Origin of the sequence: Pleionea mediterranea (assembly GCF_003148745.1) — a bacterium.
In the GTDB taxonomy this organism is placed as follows: domain Bacteria; phylum Pseudomonadota; class Gammaproteobacteria; order Enterobacterales; family Kangiellaceae; genus Pleionea; species Pleionea mediterranea.
The window spans coordinates 74,360-88,949 of sequence record NZ_QGGU01000006.1 but is presented as its reverse complement, the minus strand read 5'-3'; the positions used below and the strand labels follow the sequence as shown (position 1 = coordinate 88,949).

The window sequence follows — 14,590 nt, the reverse complement described above, 5'->3', positions numbered from 1 at the left end:
ATACTTACCCAACTCCATTGAGAAGTCAATGCCGTAACTACGTAGTTTTACTGCATATAAATCCTGACTCACTTTTTAAAGCTTTTTAATCGAGGATGTCTCATGACATAAAACCCAATTAATGCGACTCACCAAGTTCACTATCCGCACTTTTCAGCTCTTTGTCTGCCGATTCTTTTTCATGAGCTTCTAACTCTTTCTCCGGATGTTTTTTATGTTTTTCTTGCTCAATTTGTTTGGCGTGTTCGAGTTTTTTGATTTCTTCCTCGTGCTCAGCGTCTTCGTCGTCATCGACGTCTTCGCAAACATCGTGCAGTTGTTTTAAATTAACAGAAATCTGTTTGTGCAGTTCCGCCAGTGAATCACCGGGATTTAAACACAATAACTCCAACGCCTGTTCAACATTTTGTACGGCGTAAATGGTAAACATACCCTGTTCTACCGCTTCTATCACTTCACGCTTTAGCATTAGATGAGACTGATTGGCTTTAGGAATAATTACGCCCTGTTTGCCGGTTAATCCGCGTGCTTTGCACAAACCAAAAAAGCCTTCTATTTTTTCATTCACGCCGCCAATCGCCTGCACTTCACCAAACTGATTGATTGAACCGGTGACTGCCATAGATTGCTTAATCGGCTTTTCGGTAATGGCCGAAATTAACGCGCAGAGTTCGGCGAGTGATGCACTGTCGCCATCTATCAACCCGTAAGACTGCTCCATAACAATATTGGCCGATAGGGTTAACGCAAATTCACGAGCGTAGCGATTGGCTAAAAAGCCCGATAAAATCAACACGCCTTTTGAGTGAATGGATAAGCCCAGTTCACTTTCGCGTTCAATATCAACAATGCCTTTATTGCCGGGAAAAACCGTCGCCGTAATGCGTGCCGGTGTACCAAAATCGGTGGAACCAATTTCCCACACGGTTAAGCCATTAATGCTGCCCACCACGTCGCCATCGGTGTGAATAATAATTTGATTTTCCAGCACCTCCTGCAACATTTCACCGCGAATACGCGAATGACGAAACTCCCTCTGCTGCAAGGCTTCAACTATGTGATCACTATTGATGGTGGGCATATGCTGTTGCAATCGCACCACATCGGCTTCACCCAGTAACTCAAATACTTCACCAAATCGCGTGGACAACTGTTGCTGATGCCCGCACAATCGCGAGCTAAACTTCACCAGCTCAATAAAACCATCGTTGGTGATTTCAGCAAAACCTTCGCGCTCGCTGTGGGTTTTAACCAGCTGCGCCATGTGCATGATGTTGTCATCGTTTTTATCCAGATGCTCATCAAAATCCACCAACACTCTGAACAGTTCGCTGAACTCGTCGTCTTGCTCCTGCAACATATAATAATAATCGCGCGTGCCCACCAAAATGATTTTCACATTCAGCGGCACACCGTGTGGACTTAAACCAATAGTCACTGCGCTCTGTCCTTCCATGGTGGGCGGATCAAGCTTAAGCTCCTGGGTTTGCAACGCCTGTTTCAGTTGCCCCCAAATGTAGGGATCGTCAAATATTTTATCCGCTTCTAACACCAGATAACCGCCATTGGCTCTGTGCAAGGCGCCGCTTCGAATATGCTGATAACCGGTGATCACCGCGCCGCCTTCATTCCAGTATTCAACGCGACCGAATAAATTAGAAAACGTTGGGTGCTCTTCGTGCACCACGGGCGCGCCCATTGCCGGATTATTGTGTACCAATAAATTTGGTACAATGGTTTGTTGCAACATTTCTCTTAGATGACGATCATTTTTTAATTCCGGTGACTCCACCAGATTGAAGTTTTCCTGAATAATTTTCACCAGAAACTTTTTCAACTCTTTAAAATAAATTTGCAGGCCGGTGAGCCCACGATATTTTTCTTCCAGCTCGGAAATGATCGGCGTTGACGCCAACGAAATGGTTAAGGCATTTAAATCCTGAACGGCGTCGTAGGACTCCCGTGTCCATTGCGGCATTTCCAGCAAGGCTTCGGTTAATTTATCTTCCAGCTCATCAATCACCAGATTAATTGAATCACGTTTTTCTTGTGGTAATCCGGAAAACGTTAATTCATCCACTGGCTTACCATCAATAAGCGGCGAAAAAGAAATATTGGAGGCGTCCTGAAATAGCGCAAAACCTTTTTCGTTGGCTTCTTTTTCTAATGATTCTATGGCCGACTCAAACTTTTGATTAAAGGTTTTATCAATCGCAGATTTTTTTCGTTGGTAACTTGGGTTTTCAAAAGCCGCAGGTATGGTGACCAGTAGTCGGCCGACCATTTTTTGACAATCGCTCACCAGCTCACGGCCATAGCCAGTGGGCATTTGCACCGCCCAGGGTTCGCGCGGCTCATCAAAATTATTCACATAAATCCAGTCGGGCTGAGCTTTTTGCAACTGGGCTTTCGCTTCCAGATGTTTCATCACCATGGAAATACGGCCGGTACCGCTGTTGCCCATGGCAAATAAATTATAGCCGCGACGTTTGGTTTCAAGTCCAAAAGACAGTGCCAGCTTGGCCCGGTGCTGACCTAGAAAGTCGACATTGGAAGCCACCTCAGAGACGGATTTAAACGGCAGTTCATCGCTTTGTAAACGAATCGATAATTGTTGATGAGTTAACGCATTTATTGGCATAGGCATCTCATGCTGAGTGATCATACGGTTGATCGAATTATTTTGTGCTTGAAAAAATTGCTGGCCGAATCAAAGGCTGGCTCTGAGTTCTCGACACTTATGGAAACATTATCTGCCCTAAAATCGCATCAGCTGGATTGAATGCGCTCTCGAAAGGCTTCGAGTAGTGTATCACTTTGTTGAAAAAAGTCTGCGTTGCTGTGAGAAAAGTAATCGGCTATTTGTTTAAACTGATTAATCAGTTGCGTCCGTTCGCCTTTATTGATCCAGCCTTCTGCTTGCTTAAAACAGTCGCCAAAGGCACTGATCACCGACGGTGCCTGTTCGCTTTTTAGCCAGATATCCACATAGAGTTCCGGTTGCTGGGCAAATAACCGGCCGATCAGCGATAACTCAAGCCGATAAATGGGCGAGCTCACCCGCAGCAATTCATCCAGCGACTGGCCATTGGCCATCAATTGCCAACCGGTTACAAAGGTCACAAAATGCCTTAGCGCCTGAACCGTGCCCATAAGGGTATCGTGCGCCTCTGCGTCAATGCTTTCGGTGTAACAGCCCCACTGCCTGAACTGCTGCAATAACCAATCGGATGCTTCTGGCTGCCGCCCTTGAGTGTAGAGCAGTAACTGCCTTGCCATATGGGATTGCCCTGGGCCAAACATGGGATGCAAGCCAATCACCGGACCGGAATGAACCTTTAGCATGTGTTGCAATGGCTGATGTTTAACCGAGGTAATATCGGCCAGTAACGTGTGATCCGACAGGCCCGATAATTGTTCGATGGTGGTTTCCGTTTCTGCCATAGGCACCGCTATTAGCACCAGATCCTTATTCGCCAATAACTGGTCGGCATTCGGCCAGTCATTGCGATCCAGCACACAAACCGAGTGACCGCTTAACCGAAACTGCTCGACAAAAAAGCCGCCTAGCTGGCCCTTGCCGCCAATAACACATATGGATTTAGCGGATTGCGGCTGTTGATGCGGTTGAGTAGCTGGTTGATGATCTTGGTTTTGAGGTGAAATATGCCGTTGAATTCGCGCCTGACGCGCGTAAGAATCGCGCATTATGCGCTGCAGAATATCGCGCACCAGTTCAAAGTCCAGCCCATAAAAATCGGCACGGTCGGTTAATCTCTGAAAAATCGCCTGTTCCCGCTCCGGAACAAACACCGCATCACCCGCCGCCTGTTTATGAGCAACCAGTTGCTCGACAAAACCCTGACGCTTTTTTAACAGGGCCAGCAGCGCTTCATCGCATTCGTCTATGGATTGTCTGAGTTGTTCAAGTTGCTGCCGGTCATTCTTCATTAAAAACTTTACGCAAGTTGCTGATAACTGTGTGCCAGCAATTCTTCCGTAGTTTGCCAGTTAATACAAGCGTCAGTTATGGAGACTCCGTATTCGAGATCCGCCGGATCGGCACTTTTTTTCTGTTGCCCTTCGTTTAAATGGCTTTCCAGCATTACTCCGAGTATTGAACGATTGCCCTGCCGGATCTGTTCAATCACATTGCGAAACACCAGAGGTTGCAAACGATAATCTTTCTGCGAATTGCCATGACTGCAATCAATCACAAAACGCGGTTCTAGCTTTGCCTGCTTTAACTGTTGCTCGAGCATGGCGATATGAACCGAGTCGTAATTCGGGTGCTTACCGCCGCGCAATATAATATGGCTGTGCGGGTTTCCACGGGTTTCAATCAGCGCCACCTGCCCTTGCTGATTAATACCAATAAAATGATGCGGCGAACTGGCCGACTGCATGGCATTGATCGCCACCTCAATATTACCGTCGGTGCCATTTTTAAAACCAACCGGCATGGATAAGCCCGACGCCATTTCACGATGGGTTTGTGACTCGGTGGTTCGGGCACCTATGGCGGCCCAGCTGAACAGCTCGGCCATGTATTGCGGCGAAATAGGATCCAGCACTTCGGTACCGGCGGGCAACCCAAGTTCGGCTATCCAGGTGAGTAATTCCCGCGCTTGTCTTAAACCATACTCCACATCAAAGGTGTCGTTTAAATGGGGATCATTAATCAAGCCTTTCCAGCCAATGGTGGTGCGTGGTTTTTCAAAATAAACCCGCATCACTATCAATAACCTGTCCTGAAACTTATCGTGCAATACTTTTAAACGGCGGGCGTATTCTTTTGCGGCATCGATATCGTGAATGGAACAGGGCCCTGCAACCACTATCACCCGCTTATCGTTACCGTCGAGTATGTCACCAATTTCCTGTCGATAACGTAACACTGTGGCACGGCCTGCATCCGACAAAGGTGTTTCATCCTTTAATACATGGGGTGCGGTTAACACCTGTTCGCGTTCAATGTTAATGTTATTCAGTTGCGGCTTCATAGCGCTCTCCGGGCAACGGTTATTCAATATAAATTCAAATTAATGATATTTAAGTTAATGATGTTCACGTTAATACTATTCAAATGTGTAATCTTGGTGTTAATCATAAAAAAACAGGCAAGAATAGCGTGGAGGATAAAATAAGATGATTGACGACCTGCTTGGTATCTTGTTTGTATCTTTGTCTTAACCACTCAGACAGGGTTGAAAACTTTCTTCAGTTTATCCTCAAATGAATAGCTCTTTTGTATCAAAATTATCAGGCGGGTAACAATTACTTTTGGTTATCGAGTAAGACGTAATGGCCAGAGTGGTTACTCGTCATACATGGAATCGGTCAGCAATTGCTCGTAAAGCTCCAGGCATTTTTCAAAGCTATCGCTTTCTTCCAGCAGATATTGTTTGAAATCTGTTTCTAATGGCAGTATTTGCGCCAGTTGATTTACCACAAACTCGGCACTGTCGAGTTGTTCGGGATCTACCTCAATGCCGATATCCGGCAATTTCGCCAGCTTAAGCAATAATTCTTTTAAGGGTGCGGTTTCTGGTGGAATTAAACTGTCTTCAACATCCGGCAATACCCGATAATCCTGAGTCAGGGTTAACTGATCCTGATTAACCGTGTGCTCCAATACACAAACCCGACTGCCGCCGACCACGGTGATCATCAACACGCCTTCTTCGCCCTGATCAAAATCAACAATGTGCGCAAAAGTACCGATGGCTTCAAAAGGCGCGGCTTTTCCGACTTCCTGCCCGGAAGTTAACTGACAGATAATAAACGGCTGTTGAGTCGATAAGCAGTGGCTCACCATATCAAGATAGCGAGGTTCAAATATCATCAACTGTAAGGTTGCACCGGGAAAAAGAACGGAGCTTAATGGAAACACCGCTCTTTGTTCATCCGCCATACTTTATTCCTTCTCTAATACGATAGCCTTTGTAAAAACGCCTTTTTAAAGCGCTTAAACGTCTTAAGACACTGGCTGCTTTAGCTTTTAAGGCCTTTGCCTGTATTGAGTAAATATAGCGCAAATAAAAACATGGCAACAATAAAAAGTCCAATGATGCTAAAGGCAACCGTTAAAGAAATATCAGAATAACCCAAAAAGCCATAACGAAACGCATTAACCATATACAAAATAGGATTGGCGAGGGATATTTTTTGCCATACATCGGGTAATAACGTAATGGTGTAAAACACCCCGCCCAGATAGGTTAAAGGCGTTAATATAAATGTCGGCACAATGGAAATATCATCAAACTTTTTTGCAAACACCGCATTGATAAATCCACCCAGTGCAAACAGGGTTGAGGTAAGCAAAATAACAATACACACAACCGCTACATTATGAATTTGTAAGTCCACAAAGAACAGACTTACCAAAGTTACGATGGCGCCTGTGAGCAGCCCTCGTGATACTCCGCCACCAATGTAACCCAGTAAAATATAAATATTAGGTACTGGCGCAACCAATAACTCCTCAATATGACGTTGAAACTTGGCGCTGAAAAACGAGGACACCACATTGGAATATGAGTTGGTGATCACCGACATCATAATAATACCCGGCGTAATGTAGGCCATATAACTGACGCCGCCCATTTCACCGACGCGCGAGCCAATCAGATTACCAAAAATAACAAAATACAGTGTCATGGTAATGGCTGGCGGTAAAAGGGTTTGTACCCATATTCTAAAATACCGTGTAATTTCTTTACTTAAAATACTTTGTAAAGCGACTAAATTCTCTCGCATATGTATAAACCTGATAACTGTTTTAAACCGGTTAAAAGAATGATTGAAAAAGTGCGTTATTGTTTCTGTTTCTTGTTTTCAACAATGCGCACAAACAACTCTTCAAGTCGATTGGCCTTATTACGCATGCTGAGAACTTTAATGCCAGCATCGTTAAGTTTTAAAAATAAATTATTAACGTTATGAGTGCGCGACACATCCACCTCCAGGGTATGATCATCGCGTTTACGCAAGGCCATATCGGTCAACTCGGGTAACTCACCATCCCAGGTTTCAATATCCAGCACAAAGGTTTCCATATCCAGCTTCGACAATAAATCTTTTTTGCTGGTGTTTTCTATGATTTGACCGTCATCGATAATGGCAATATTGCGGCACAGACTTTCTGCCTCTTCCAGATAGTGAGTGGTTAACACAATGGTGGTGCCCTGCTCGTTCAGCTCGGTTAAAAACTCCCACATGGAACGTCTAAGTTCGATATCCACACCGGCCGTTGGCTCATCAAGGATCAACAACCTGGGTTTGTGCATCAACGCCCGGGCAATCATTAAACGACGTTTCATTCCACCCGATAAATTGCGCGAAGGCTGACTGCGTTTGTCCCACAGGCCAAGTTGTTTCAGCACTTCTTCGGCCCGTACCGTAGCCTGTTTACGGGGTATGCCGTAATAACCAGCCTGATTAATCACAATTTGTTCCGGCGACTCAAACTGCGAAAAATTAAATTCTTGCGGCACTAAACCCAAACAACGCTTGGCTTGTGATAATTGCGTTTCTAAATCGTAACCAAACACCGACACCTTGCCCGAGGTTTTATTCACCAAGGACGTAATGATACCAATGGTGGTGGATTTACCGGCACCATTGGGGCCCAGTAAGGCAAAAAAATCCCCTTCCGGAACCGTTAAATCTATGCTTTTTAGTGCCTGAAAACCGTTTTGATAGGTTTTCTCAAGTTTCGAAATAGATAATGCTGTTGCTGCCATATAAGATGCCGTTTATTACCTTTGTCCGTTACTATGATTAACGTTGTTATGTATTGTCGTTCTCAATGTTTACGTCTTTACTTACGCTATTGTTTACGATATTGGTATTGCTTTGGATAATCATTCGTGTCGATACTGCTGTCGGTAACCGACCTATTTAATACTCTACTAATGACACAAATACTTTCAAGGACTGGTCTGTTCAGCCTGTAATTGTATTATTTACATACAATCCAACTGCGATTCATTATAAATTAACGGTTAAGTTGCATTAGTTGTTAAATTTAGTCAGCAGTTTGGTTATATTTAAAGCCGCAGATTATAACAGAGAATAAACATGAGCACTGCATCGCGCTTTATAACAAACAACAACATAAGTCTGTGCTTTTTATTGGCCGCATTGACCAGCCCCCAACCGGTTCTGGCCTACTCATCCGACGGCTCTGTTCTGAATAACTCCTATTTCTTATATTTATCCTTATTAATTTTGGTCGGTGTGATCAGCATTGTGGCGCTTTATCGTCACCGGGCACACCGTCAGTCTGAAGAAAAGTTGCAACAGTCAGAAGAGCAGCTGCACTGGGCACTTTGGGGCAGTGGCGATGGCTTATGGGATTGGGATATCAGCTCCGGACTGGTTAATCGCAAAGGCATTCCGGAAATGCTCGGTTATCAACCGGAAGACTTTGATAACACCACCGTGCAATTGCTTAAGCTGATGCATCCCGATGACACGGCAAAAGTTTCTGCCGAAGTCAAAAAACACCTAAAAGGCGACAGCTCGCACTTTGAAGCCGAATACCGCGCCTTATCGAAAGATGGCGGATGGCGCTGGATCCTTGATAAAGGCAAAGTAGTATCCCGAGACAGCTTGGGTAACCCACTAAGGGCTGCCGGCACACAAACCGACATTACCGAACGCAAACGCGCCGAAGAAGAGTTACGACTGGCCGCAGAAGTGATCCAGAGCATGAATGAAGTGGTGGTGCTCACCGATAAGGACCTCCGTATCCAGCTGGTAAACCATGCGTTTATTCGGCTTATGGGCCAATCAGAAGGCGATGTATTAGGCAAACCTCTGCATTCTTCTTTTTCCGATCGACACGGCTCAGCCTTTTATTCAAAATTAATGAAATCGCTTCGCGCCGATCACTACTGGCAGGGAGAGCTTTGGCAAAAAGCATCGGCGCAACAAGAAATTTTAACCCGCATCGAAATTAAACGGGTTGAGCAGTTTCAATCCGATAAAGAATACTATGTGGTTATTTTTTCCGACATTACCGATCAAAAACGTCGTGAAGATAAACTGCTCTATCTGGCCAATTACGACACCTTAACCGGACTGCCCAATCGAGCCTTATTTCATCAACGTCTGTCCAACACCATTGAACGCGCCAGTGATCCCAACAACAAGAGCAAAGGCTTTAGTTTGATGTGTGTGGATGTGGATCACTTTAAGCACATCAATGACTCACTTGGGCATGGTATTGGCGATCAGTTGTTGCAACGGGTGGCGTTAACATTAAAACAGCAAATTCCCAACACCAGTGGCACCGTAGCCCGGCTTGGCGGTGACGAGTTTACCCTGTTGCTGCCAGAATTTATCGATATCAAAAACCTGGAAGATCTGGCGCAACAGATATTAACCACCTTTGAGCATTCGCTAACCGTTGAACACCATGAAATTATTATTAGCCCCAGCATTGGCATAAGCCGCTATCCACAAGATGGTAACGATTCCATTACGCTATTAAAAAATACCGAAAGCGCACTTCATTTTGCCAAAAGTAAAGGCCGAAGAAACTTTCAGTTTTACAACGAAGACATTCAAACCAAAACCTTGCGTAAACTGACCGTTGGAAACCAGTTACGCCGGGCACTTAACAATAATGAGCTGGAATTGGTGTATCAGCCAAAACTTGACTTAACCAGCAACAAGATCATCGGCATGGAGGCGTTATTGCGCTGGCACAATGCCAATATAGGCGCCATAGAACCGGACGAATTTATCGCCATTGCCGAAGAAACCGGTCAGGTGAATGAAATTGGTAACTGGGTATTGCGTGAAGCCTGCGAACAGGCAAAAAAATGGCAAGTCAGAAACTTTAACTTGCCGGTATCGGTGAATATTTCTGCGCGACAGTTTCAACAACAAAGTTTGTACAAAACCGTCGCCAGTCTGTTGGCCGAAAGCCATATGCCACCGGAACTGCTGGAGCTGGAAATTACCGAAACCATGTTAATGGAAGATCCCGACTCGGCCATCACCACACTGACACAACTAAAAGAAATGGGTGTGCGCATAGCAGTAGACGATTTTGGCACCGGCTACTCGTCGCTCAGTTATTTAAAAAAATTACCCATCGACACGTTAAAAATCGACAAGGCTTTTGTGCAAGATTTAGGAAAAGACAAAGACGATGAAGCCATCACCAACGCCATCATTTCATTGGCCAAAAATTTAAAATTAAATGTGATTGCCGAAGGCGTTGAAAACAGTGAACAATTGTACTTTCTAAAAAATGCCGGCTGTCAGCAGGTACAGGGGTTTTTAATTGCGCACCCTATGACCGCTCAAGCCAGCACGCTGTTCTGTGATGAAAAGCTGTTGCGATGAAAAACTAATGTGATGAAAAGCTGTTGCGATGAAAAGCTAACGTAATAAAAAATTATCGCGGTAAAAATTATAAAACTTAAAGCTACTGACAGTTAATCACAACGCGTCCATAGCGTTTACGATCAAGAATATCCGTAAACACACTCGATACATCTTTCAAGGCAACATCGTCGGTAATAATACTATCGAGAGCGTCCGGTTTTAAATCACTGCCCAACCGCTGCCAGATATCTTTTCTTAAGGACATTGGGCAATTGGTTGAACTAACGCCTAATAAACTGACGCCGCGTAAAATAAATGGAAACACAGTCGCCGAAAGTTTTGCACTGTCGGCCAAACCAATACTGGCCACATTGCCCCACAAATTTACGTGCGCCAATAACTGTGACAATAACTCGCCGCCTACATTATCAATCACACCGCCAAAACGGCCACCTTCCAGTGGTTTTGAACCCAGTTTTAAATCGTCAATACTGACCACCTGGTTGGCACCCAGTTGTTTTAAAAATGAATGATATTGCTCTCGTCCTGACACAGCTATCACCTCATAACCCTGCGACGATAAAATATTAACCGCAACACTGCCGACACCACCGGAAGCGCCCGTTACCACAATCGGCCCTTTCTCCCTGGTTTGATCATTTTGTTGCATGCGGTGAAGCGCCAATGCCGCAGTGAAACCTGCGGTTCCTAACGCCATCGCCGACTTTGCATCCAGTCCGTCTGGCATGGGGATCACAAATTCACTTTTAACCCGTGCAACTTGCGCCAGCCCACCATCAAACTGTTCGCCAAGACCACAGCCATTCACCAACACTTTATCGCCTTGCTTAAATTCGTCTGACTCACTGCTGATAACCTCACCCGCCAGATCGATACCTGCGTTTAATGGAAACTGCTTTAATATTTTTCCGCGCCCTGTGGCCGCCAGCGCATCTTTGTAATTAACGCTTGAATAATGAACCTTGATCACCACATCGCCAGCAGAGAGTTCATCAACGGACATTTCGGTTAATTGATGCGAAACTTCGCCAGACTGATTAAATACACGGCAAGCTAAAAAATTCATGGCTAAAGTCCTTTATCGGAAGGTTAAGAGGTTAATAAAACAATGAATCAATAATGACAATAATTTAAACACAGTTCGGATACGACTTGCTACCGTTCTAAAGCAGCAATTTAATCCGTAAATTTAATGCTCTCAATTAATGCAAATAGATAGTACATAAGAGCTATACAGTGCAAAGGCATAATTGTAATCAAAGTATTGTGATCAAAGAATGGTGATCAAACAATAGTGACCAACCTATGATTCCATTAAATCTGTTTGGTTTTGTCAACGCTTGAACCATTGATTAAGGATAAACATAGCGAAAGGTCAAATTGATTCGTGGGTCTGTAATTCGTTTTTGTCGTGGCACCTGATGCTGCCAAAGGGCCTGAAACTGCCCGCGCATGATTAATAAGCTGCCGCTATTCAGTTGTATTCGATGTTTAATACTGTGATCGCTTTTACGGCGATAATCAAAAAATCGTGTCGCGCCAAGCGACAATGAAAAAATACTCGGCTCTGAGCCCAGCTCGGCTTCATTATCACTGTGCCACCCCATTGCATCGTGCCCGTTTCGATACAAATTACACAGCACACTGTTAATCCGCGTATCAAAAGACTGCTCCAGCATCTGTTTTATGCTCAGCAACAGTGGCGTCCAGTTCGTTGGTTGATGCCAAACGCCCGAATATCGATAGCGAGCGTTTTCATCACCATAATAGGCAACCAATCTGGGTACCTGCACTTGTTTGCCATACATCATGAGTGACTCCTGATGCCATTGCAGTTGTTGCTCCAATAGCTGAAACCTGTGCTCACTTTGTTCGGCGGTTTGCCAGTGGGGTATAAACTGTAAGTCTTGCTCGGTCATTGACTGCCTGTATTTATTACTCATCTGTGTTGAAGGCCAATTATTATCCTAAATAGATAAACTAGTAATGCAAGAGCACTTCAGCTGGTACAGAATGGGACTAAAGTTTGATCGAGCTGGAAAGTTATTCTTGCAGACGGTATTTGTTGGTTGGCAGTTACGAGTAATAGTTTATAACTTGATACCAAGGCGTTGATTAACTTTAGATAGTTAAATACAAAATAAAAAGCCAGCTTTACAGCTGGCTTTTTAACAACTCAATTACGTGTTCTCGTAACTGTTAGGCTACGTTAACTTGAGACTTTGCTTTTTCAGCCTCTAGCTCCCAAGCTTTTGACTTAAAGCCAATAATCCATACAAAGATACCGATACCGATACTGAACAAACTAATTTGCAAGTACAGGTTGGGTAGTTGCTCAACGTTTTCAGGGTCGAAGCCACCGGCTAGTAAGCCAGCAATGATGTTACCAATGGAGTAAGTCAATACAAACACACCCATCATTTGACCAGCAAAACGACGTGGAGACAATTTACTAACGGCACTAAGTGCAACCGGGCTAAGGCATAGCTCACCCACGGTGTGTAAGAAGTAAGTTGCGACCAACCAATAAGGAGCGACTTTCAAGCCAGCTGCAGCGTATTGTGAAGCGAAGAACATCACAATGAAGCCACTTGCCATGATGATCAAACCAACAGCACACTTGGCAACATAGGTTGGTTGAATCATACGTTTACCAAGATTGATCCATAGAGCAGCAAAGAATGGAGATAGGATAATAATGAACATTGGGTTGATGTTCTGGAACCAGGAAACTGGCACCTCAAAATCACCCAGCATCCGGTCAGTGTAGTCACGACCAAACAAGCTCAAAGAAGAACCCGCTTGCTCAAAGCCAGACCAGAAACACGCCGATGCCACACAGACCAGAAAAAGAGCCCACATGCCTTTCTTCTCGCCATTACTCAGTTTTCCTGCGAAATAGATATAACCAAAATAAAGGAAAAAAGTAACTGTAAATACAACGGCTACGTATTTCGCCAGCTCAACAGCATTGATAGTGATAGAGCCCGTTAGTGTAAGTGCCGTAATCACTACCACCGCAACAACGGTAGCCGCGATGATTTGCCAAGCGCGTTTGCTGCCTGCTGGTGTCATGGGGTTTTCTGGCTCAAGACTGGCGTTGCCAAGATTGCCGATTGTTTTTTTGTATTGAATCAAGCCAATAGCCATACCAACGGCCGCAGCACCAAAGCCCCAGTGCCAGCCAACTTGCTCACCAAAGTACCCACAAACGGTGTAACCAAGTACGGAACCGATGTTGATGCCCATGTAATACAAGGCATAACCGGAATCACGACGCACATCATCGGGTGTGTATAAATGACCCACCAGGGCACTAATGTTTGGTTTTAGGAGACCAGTACCGGTTGCGACAAGGATGAGACCGATAAAAAAGGTGGTCGTATTAGGAATTGCCAGCACAATGTGGCCACACATAATAATTAAACCACCGTAATATACGGCTCTTTGACCACCAATCAGTCTATCGGCAATCCAGCCACCCGGTAGACCTAAAAAATAAACTGCCCCTGTGTAAAGACCGTATATGGCTGTTGCGATTGCAACAGTGAAGGCCAACCCTTCTTCCTGCAGTGTGGCAGTCATAAAGATAACCAACAATGCGCGCATACCGTAGTAGCTCATGCGCTCCCACATTTCTGTGAAAAACAGCGTAGATAGCCCTTTTGGATGACCAAAGAAGCCATCACTGTTTTGATAAGAGTTTAACGACATAACCTGTGTTCCCAAACTTTATAGTTTTAATAATATTGCCCAAAACAAACCATTAGGCATGTTAAATAAGTGGGCTACTTTATCTAAATCTGACCAGAATAGGAATGATTTACCGATTTAAAATGCAACAACGACCATTTACCTGGTTAATATTTGTCCTTTTTTTGCCTTTGCTAATTGCTAATGGTTAAAAAACAGCCAGCTTTAATGCATAGGGTTGACGACTTTACAAAGCTCTACCTCTAGCGAATAAAGGTCGTGAGGGGATTCGCTAAGATAATGAACTCTATTAATTTGGCTATGTGGTTATTGAACATTTGTTGTCCGCTACGGCTCTGTAACGGCATGTGCGGCATTCCCTACGTCAGGTGGTTTAAGCTTATTGGGCCATTGATACTGAAATAATGCTTGCAGGCTCATTATCATTCGTTATTGCTGTACTGACTGGTTATCAATAGCCTCTAATATCAAACCTTTTTCTGCTTTGAAAGCCTGCATTTTGCAGGCT

At 44.5% G+C, this 14,590-nt stretch carries 10 protein-coding genes; 1 reads left to right on the top strand and 9 read right to left on the bottom strand.

From position 1 onward, the window contains the following. Window positions 1-118: 118 nt before the first annotated feature. The 6 genes from C8D97_RS09010 to C8D97_RS08985 form a co-directional block, all read right to left on the bottom strand. The gene (locus C8D97_RS09010; protein ID WP_170115200.1) at window positions 119-2,641 is read right to left on the bottom strand and encodes a Lon protease family protein; all 2,523 of its coding nucleotides are present in this window, start codon (window positions 2,639-2,641) and stop codon (window positions 119-121) included. A gap of 128 nt (window positions 2,642-2,769) precedes the next feature. Then, window positions 2,770-3,951: a bifunctional chorismate mutase/prephenate dehydrogenase gene (gene tyrA / locus C8D97_RS09005; RefSeq protein ID WP_109763450.1), complete on the bottom strand. Its 1,182-nt coding sequence runs from the start codon at window positions 3,949-3,951 to the stop codon at window positions 2,770-2,772. Between the two features lie 8 nt (window positions 3,952-3,959). Then, the gene (locus C8D97_RS09000) at window positions 3,960-5,003 is read right to left on the bottom strand and encodes a 3-deoxy-7-phosphoheptulonate synthase (protein ID WP_109763449.1); all 1,044 of its coding nucleotides are present in this window, start codon (window positions 5,001-5,003) and stop codon (window positions 3,960-3,962) included. 314 nt (window positions 5,004-5,317) lie between these two features. Continuing rightward, complete coding sequence (locus C8D97_RS08995; protein WP_109763448.1) at window positions 5,318-5,914, bottom strand: LON peptidase substrate-binding domain-containing protein; 597 nt, start codon at window positions 5,912-5,914, stop codon at window positions 5,318-5,320. Between the two features lie 80 nt (window positions 5,915-5,994). Next, on the bottom strand, window positions 5,995-6,762 hold the full coding sequence (locus C8D97_RS08990) for an ABC transporter permease (protein ID WP_109763447.1): 768 nt from the start codon (window positions 6,760-6,762) through the stop codon (window positions 5,995-5,997). A gap of 56 nt (window positions 6,763-6,818) precedes the next feature. After that, on the bottom strand, window positions 6,819-7,748 hold the full coding sequence (locus C8D97_RS08985; protein ID WP_109763446.1) for an ABC transporter ATP-binding protein: 930 nt from the start codon (window positions 7,746-7,748) through the stop codon (window positions 6,819-6,821). 337 nt (window positions 7,749-8,085) lie between these two features. Here C8D97_RS08985 and C8D97_RS08980 point away from each other — a divergent pair, with 337 nt between their 5' ends. Further along, a complete protein-coding gene (locus tag C8D97_RS08980; RefSeq protein WP_109763445.1) occupies window positions 8,086-10,365 on the top strand; it encodes a bifunctional diguanylate cyclase/phosphodiesterase in 2,280 nt (759 codons plus the stop codon). Between the two features lie 82 nt (window positions 10,366-10,447). On the opposite strand, the gene C8D97_RS08975 is transcribed toward C8D97_RS08980, so the two are convergent. The 3 genes from C8D97_RS08975 to C8D97_RS08965 all read right to left on the bottom strand — a co-directional run bounded on the left by C8D97_RS08975 (window position 10,448) and on the right by C8D97_RS08965 (window position 14,082). After that, window positions 10,448-11,434: a YhdH/YhfP family quinone oxidoreductase gene (locus tag C8D97_RS08975; protein WP_109763444.1), complete on the bottom strand. Its 987-nt coding sequence runs from the start codon at window positions 11,432-11,434 to the stop codon at window positions 10,448-10,450. Between the two features lie 286 nt (window positions 11,435-11,720). Further along, entirely contained in the window at window positions 11,721-12,287 is a 567-nt protein-coding gene (locus C8D97_RS08970; RefSeq protein ID WP_170115199.1) for an alpha-ketoglutarate-dependent dioxygenase AlkB family protein, read from the bottom strand. A gap of 280 nt (window positions 12,288-12,567) precedes the next feature. Then, on the bottom strand, window positions 12,568-14,082 hold the full coding sequence (locus C8D97_RS08965) for a peptide MFS transporter (RefSeq protein WP_109763442.1): 1,515 nt from the start codon (window positions 14,080-14,082) through the stop codon (window positions 12,568-12,570). Window positions 14,083-14,590: the final 508 nt, after the last annotated feature.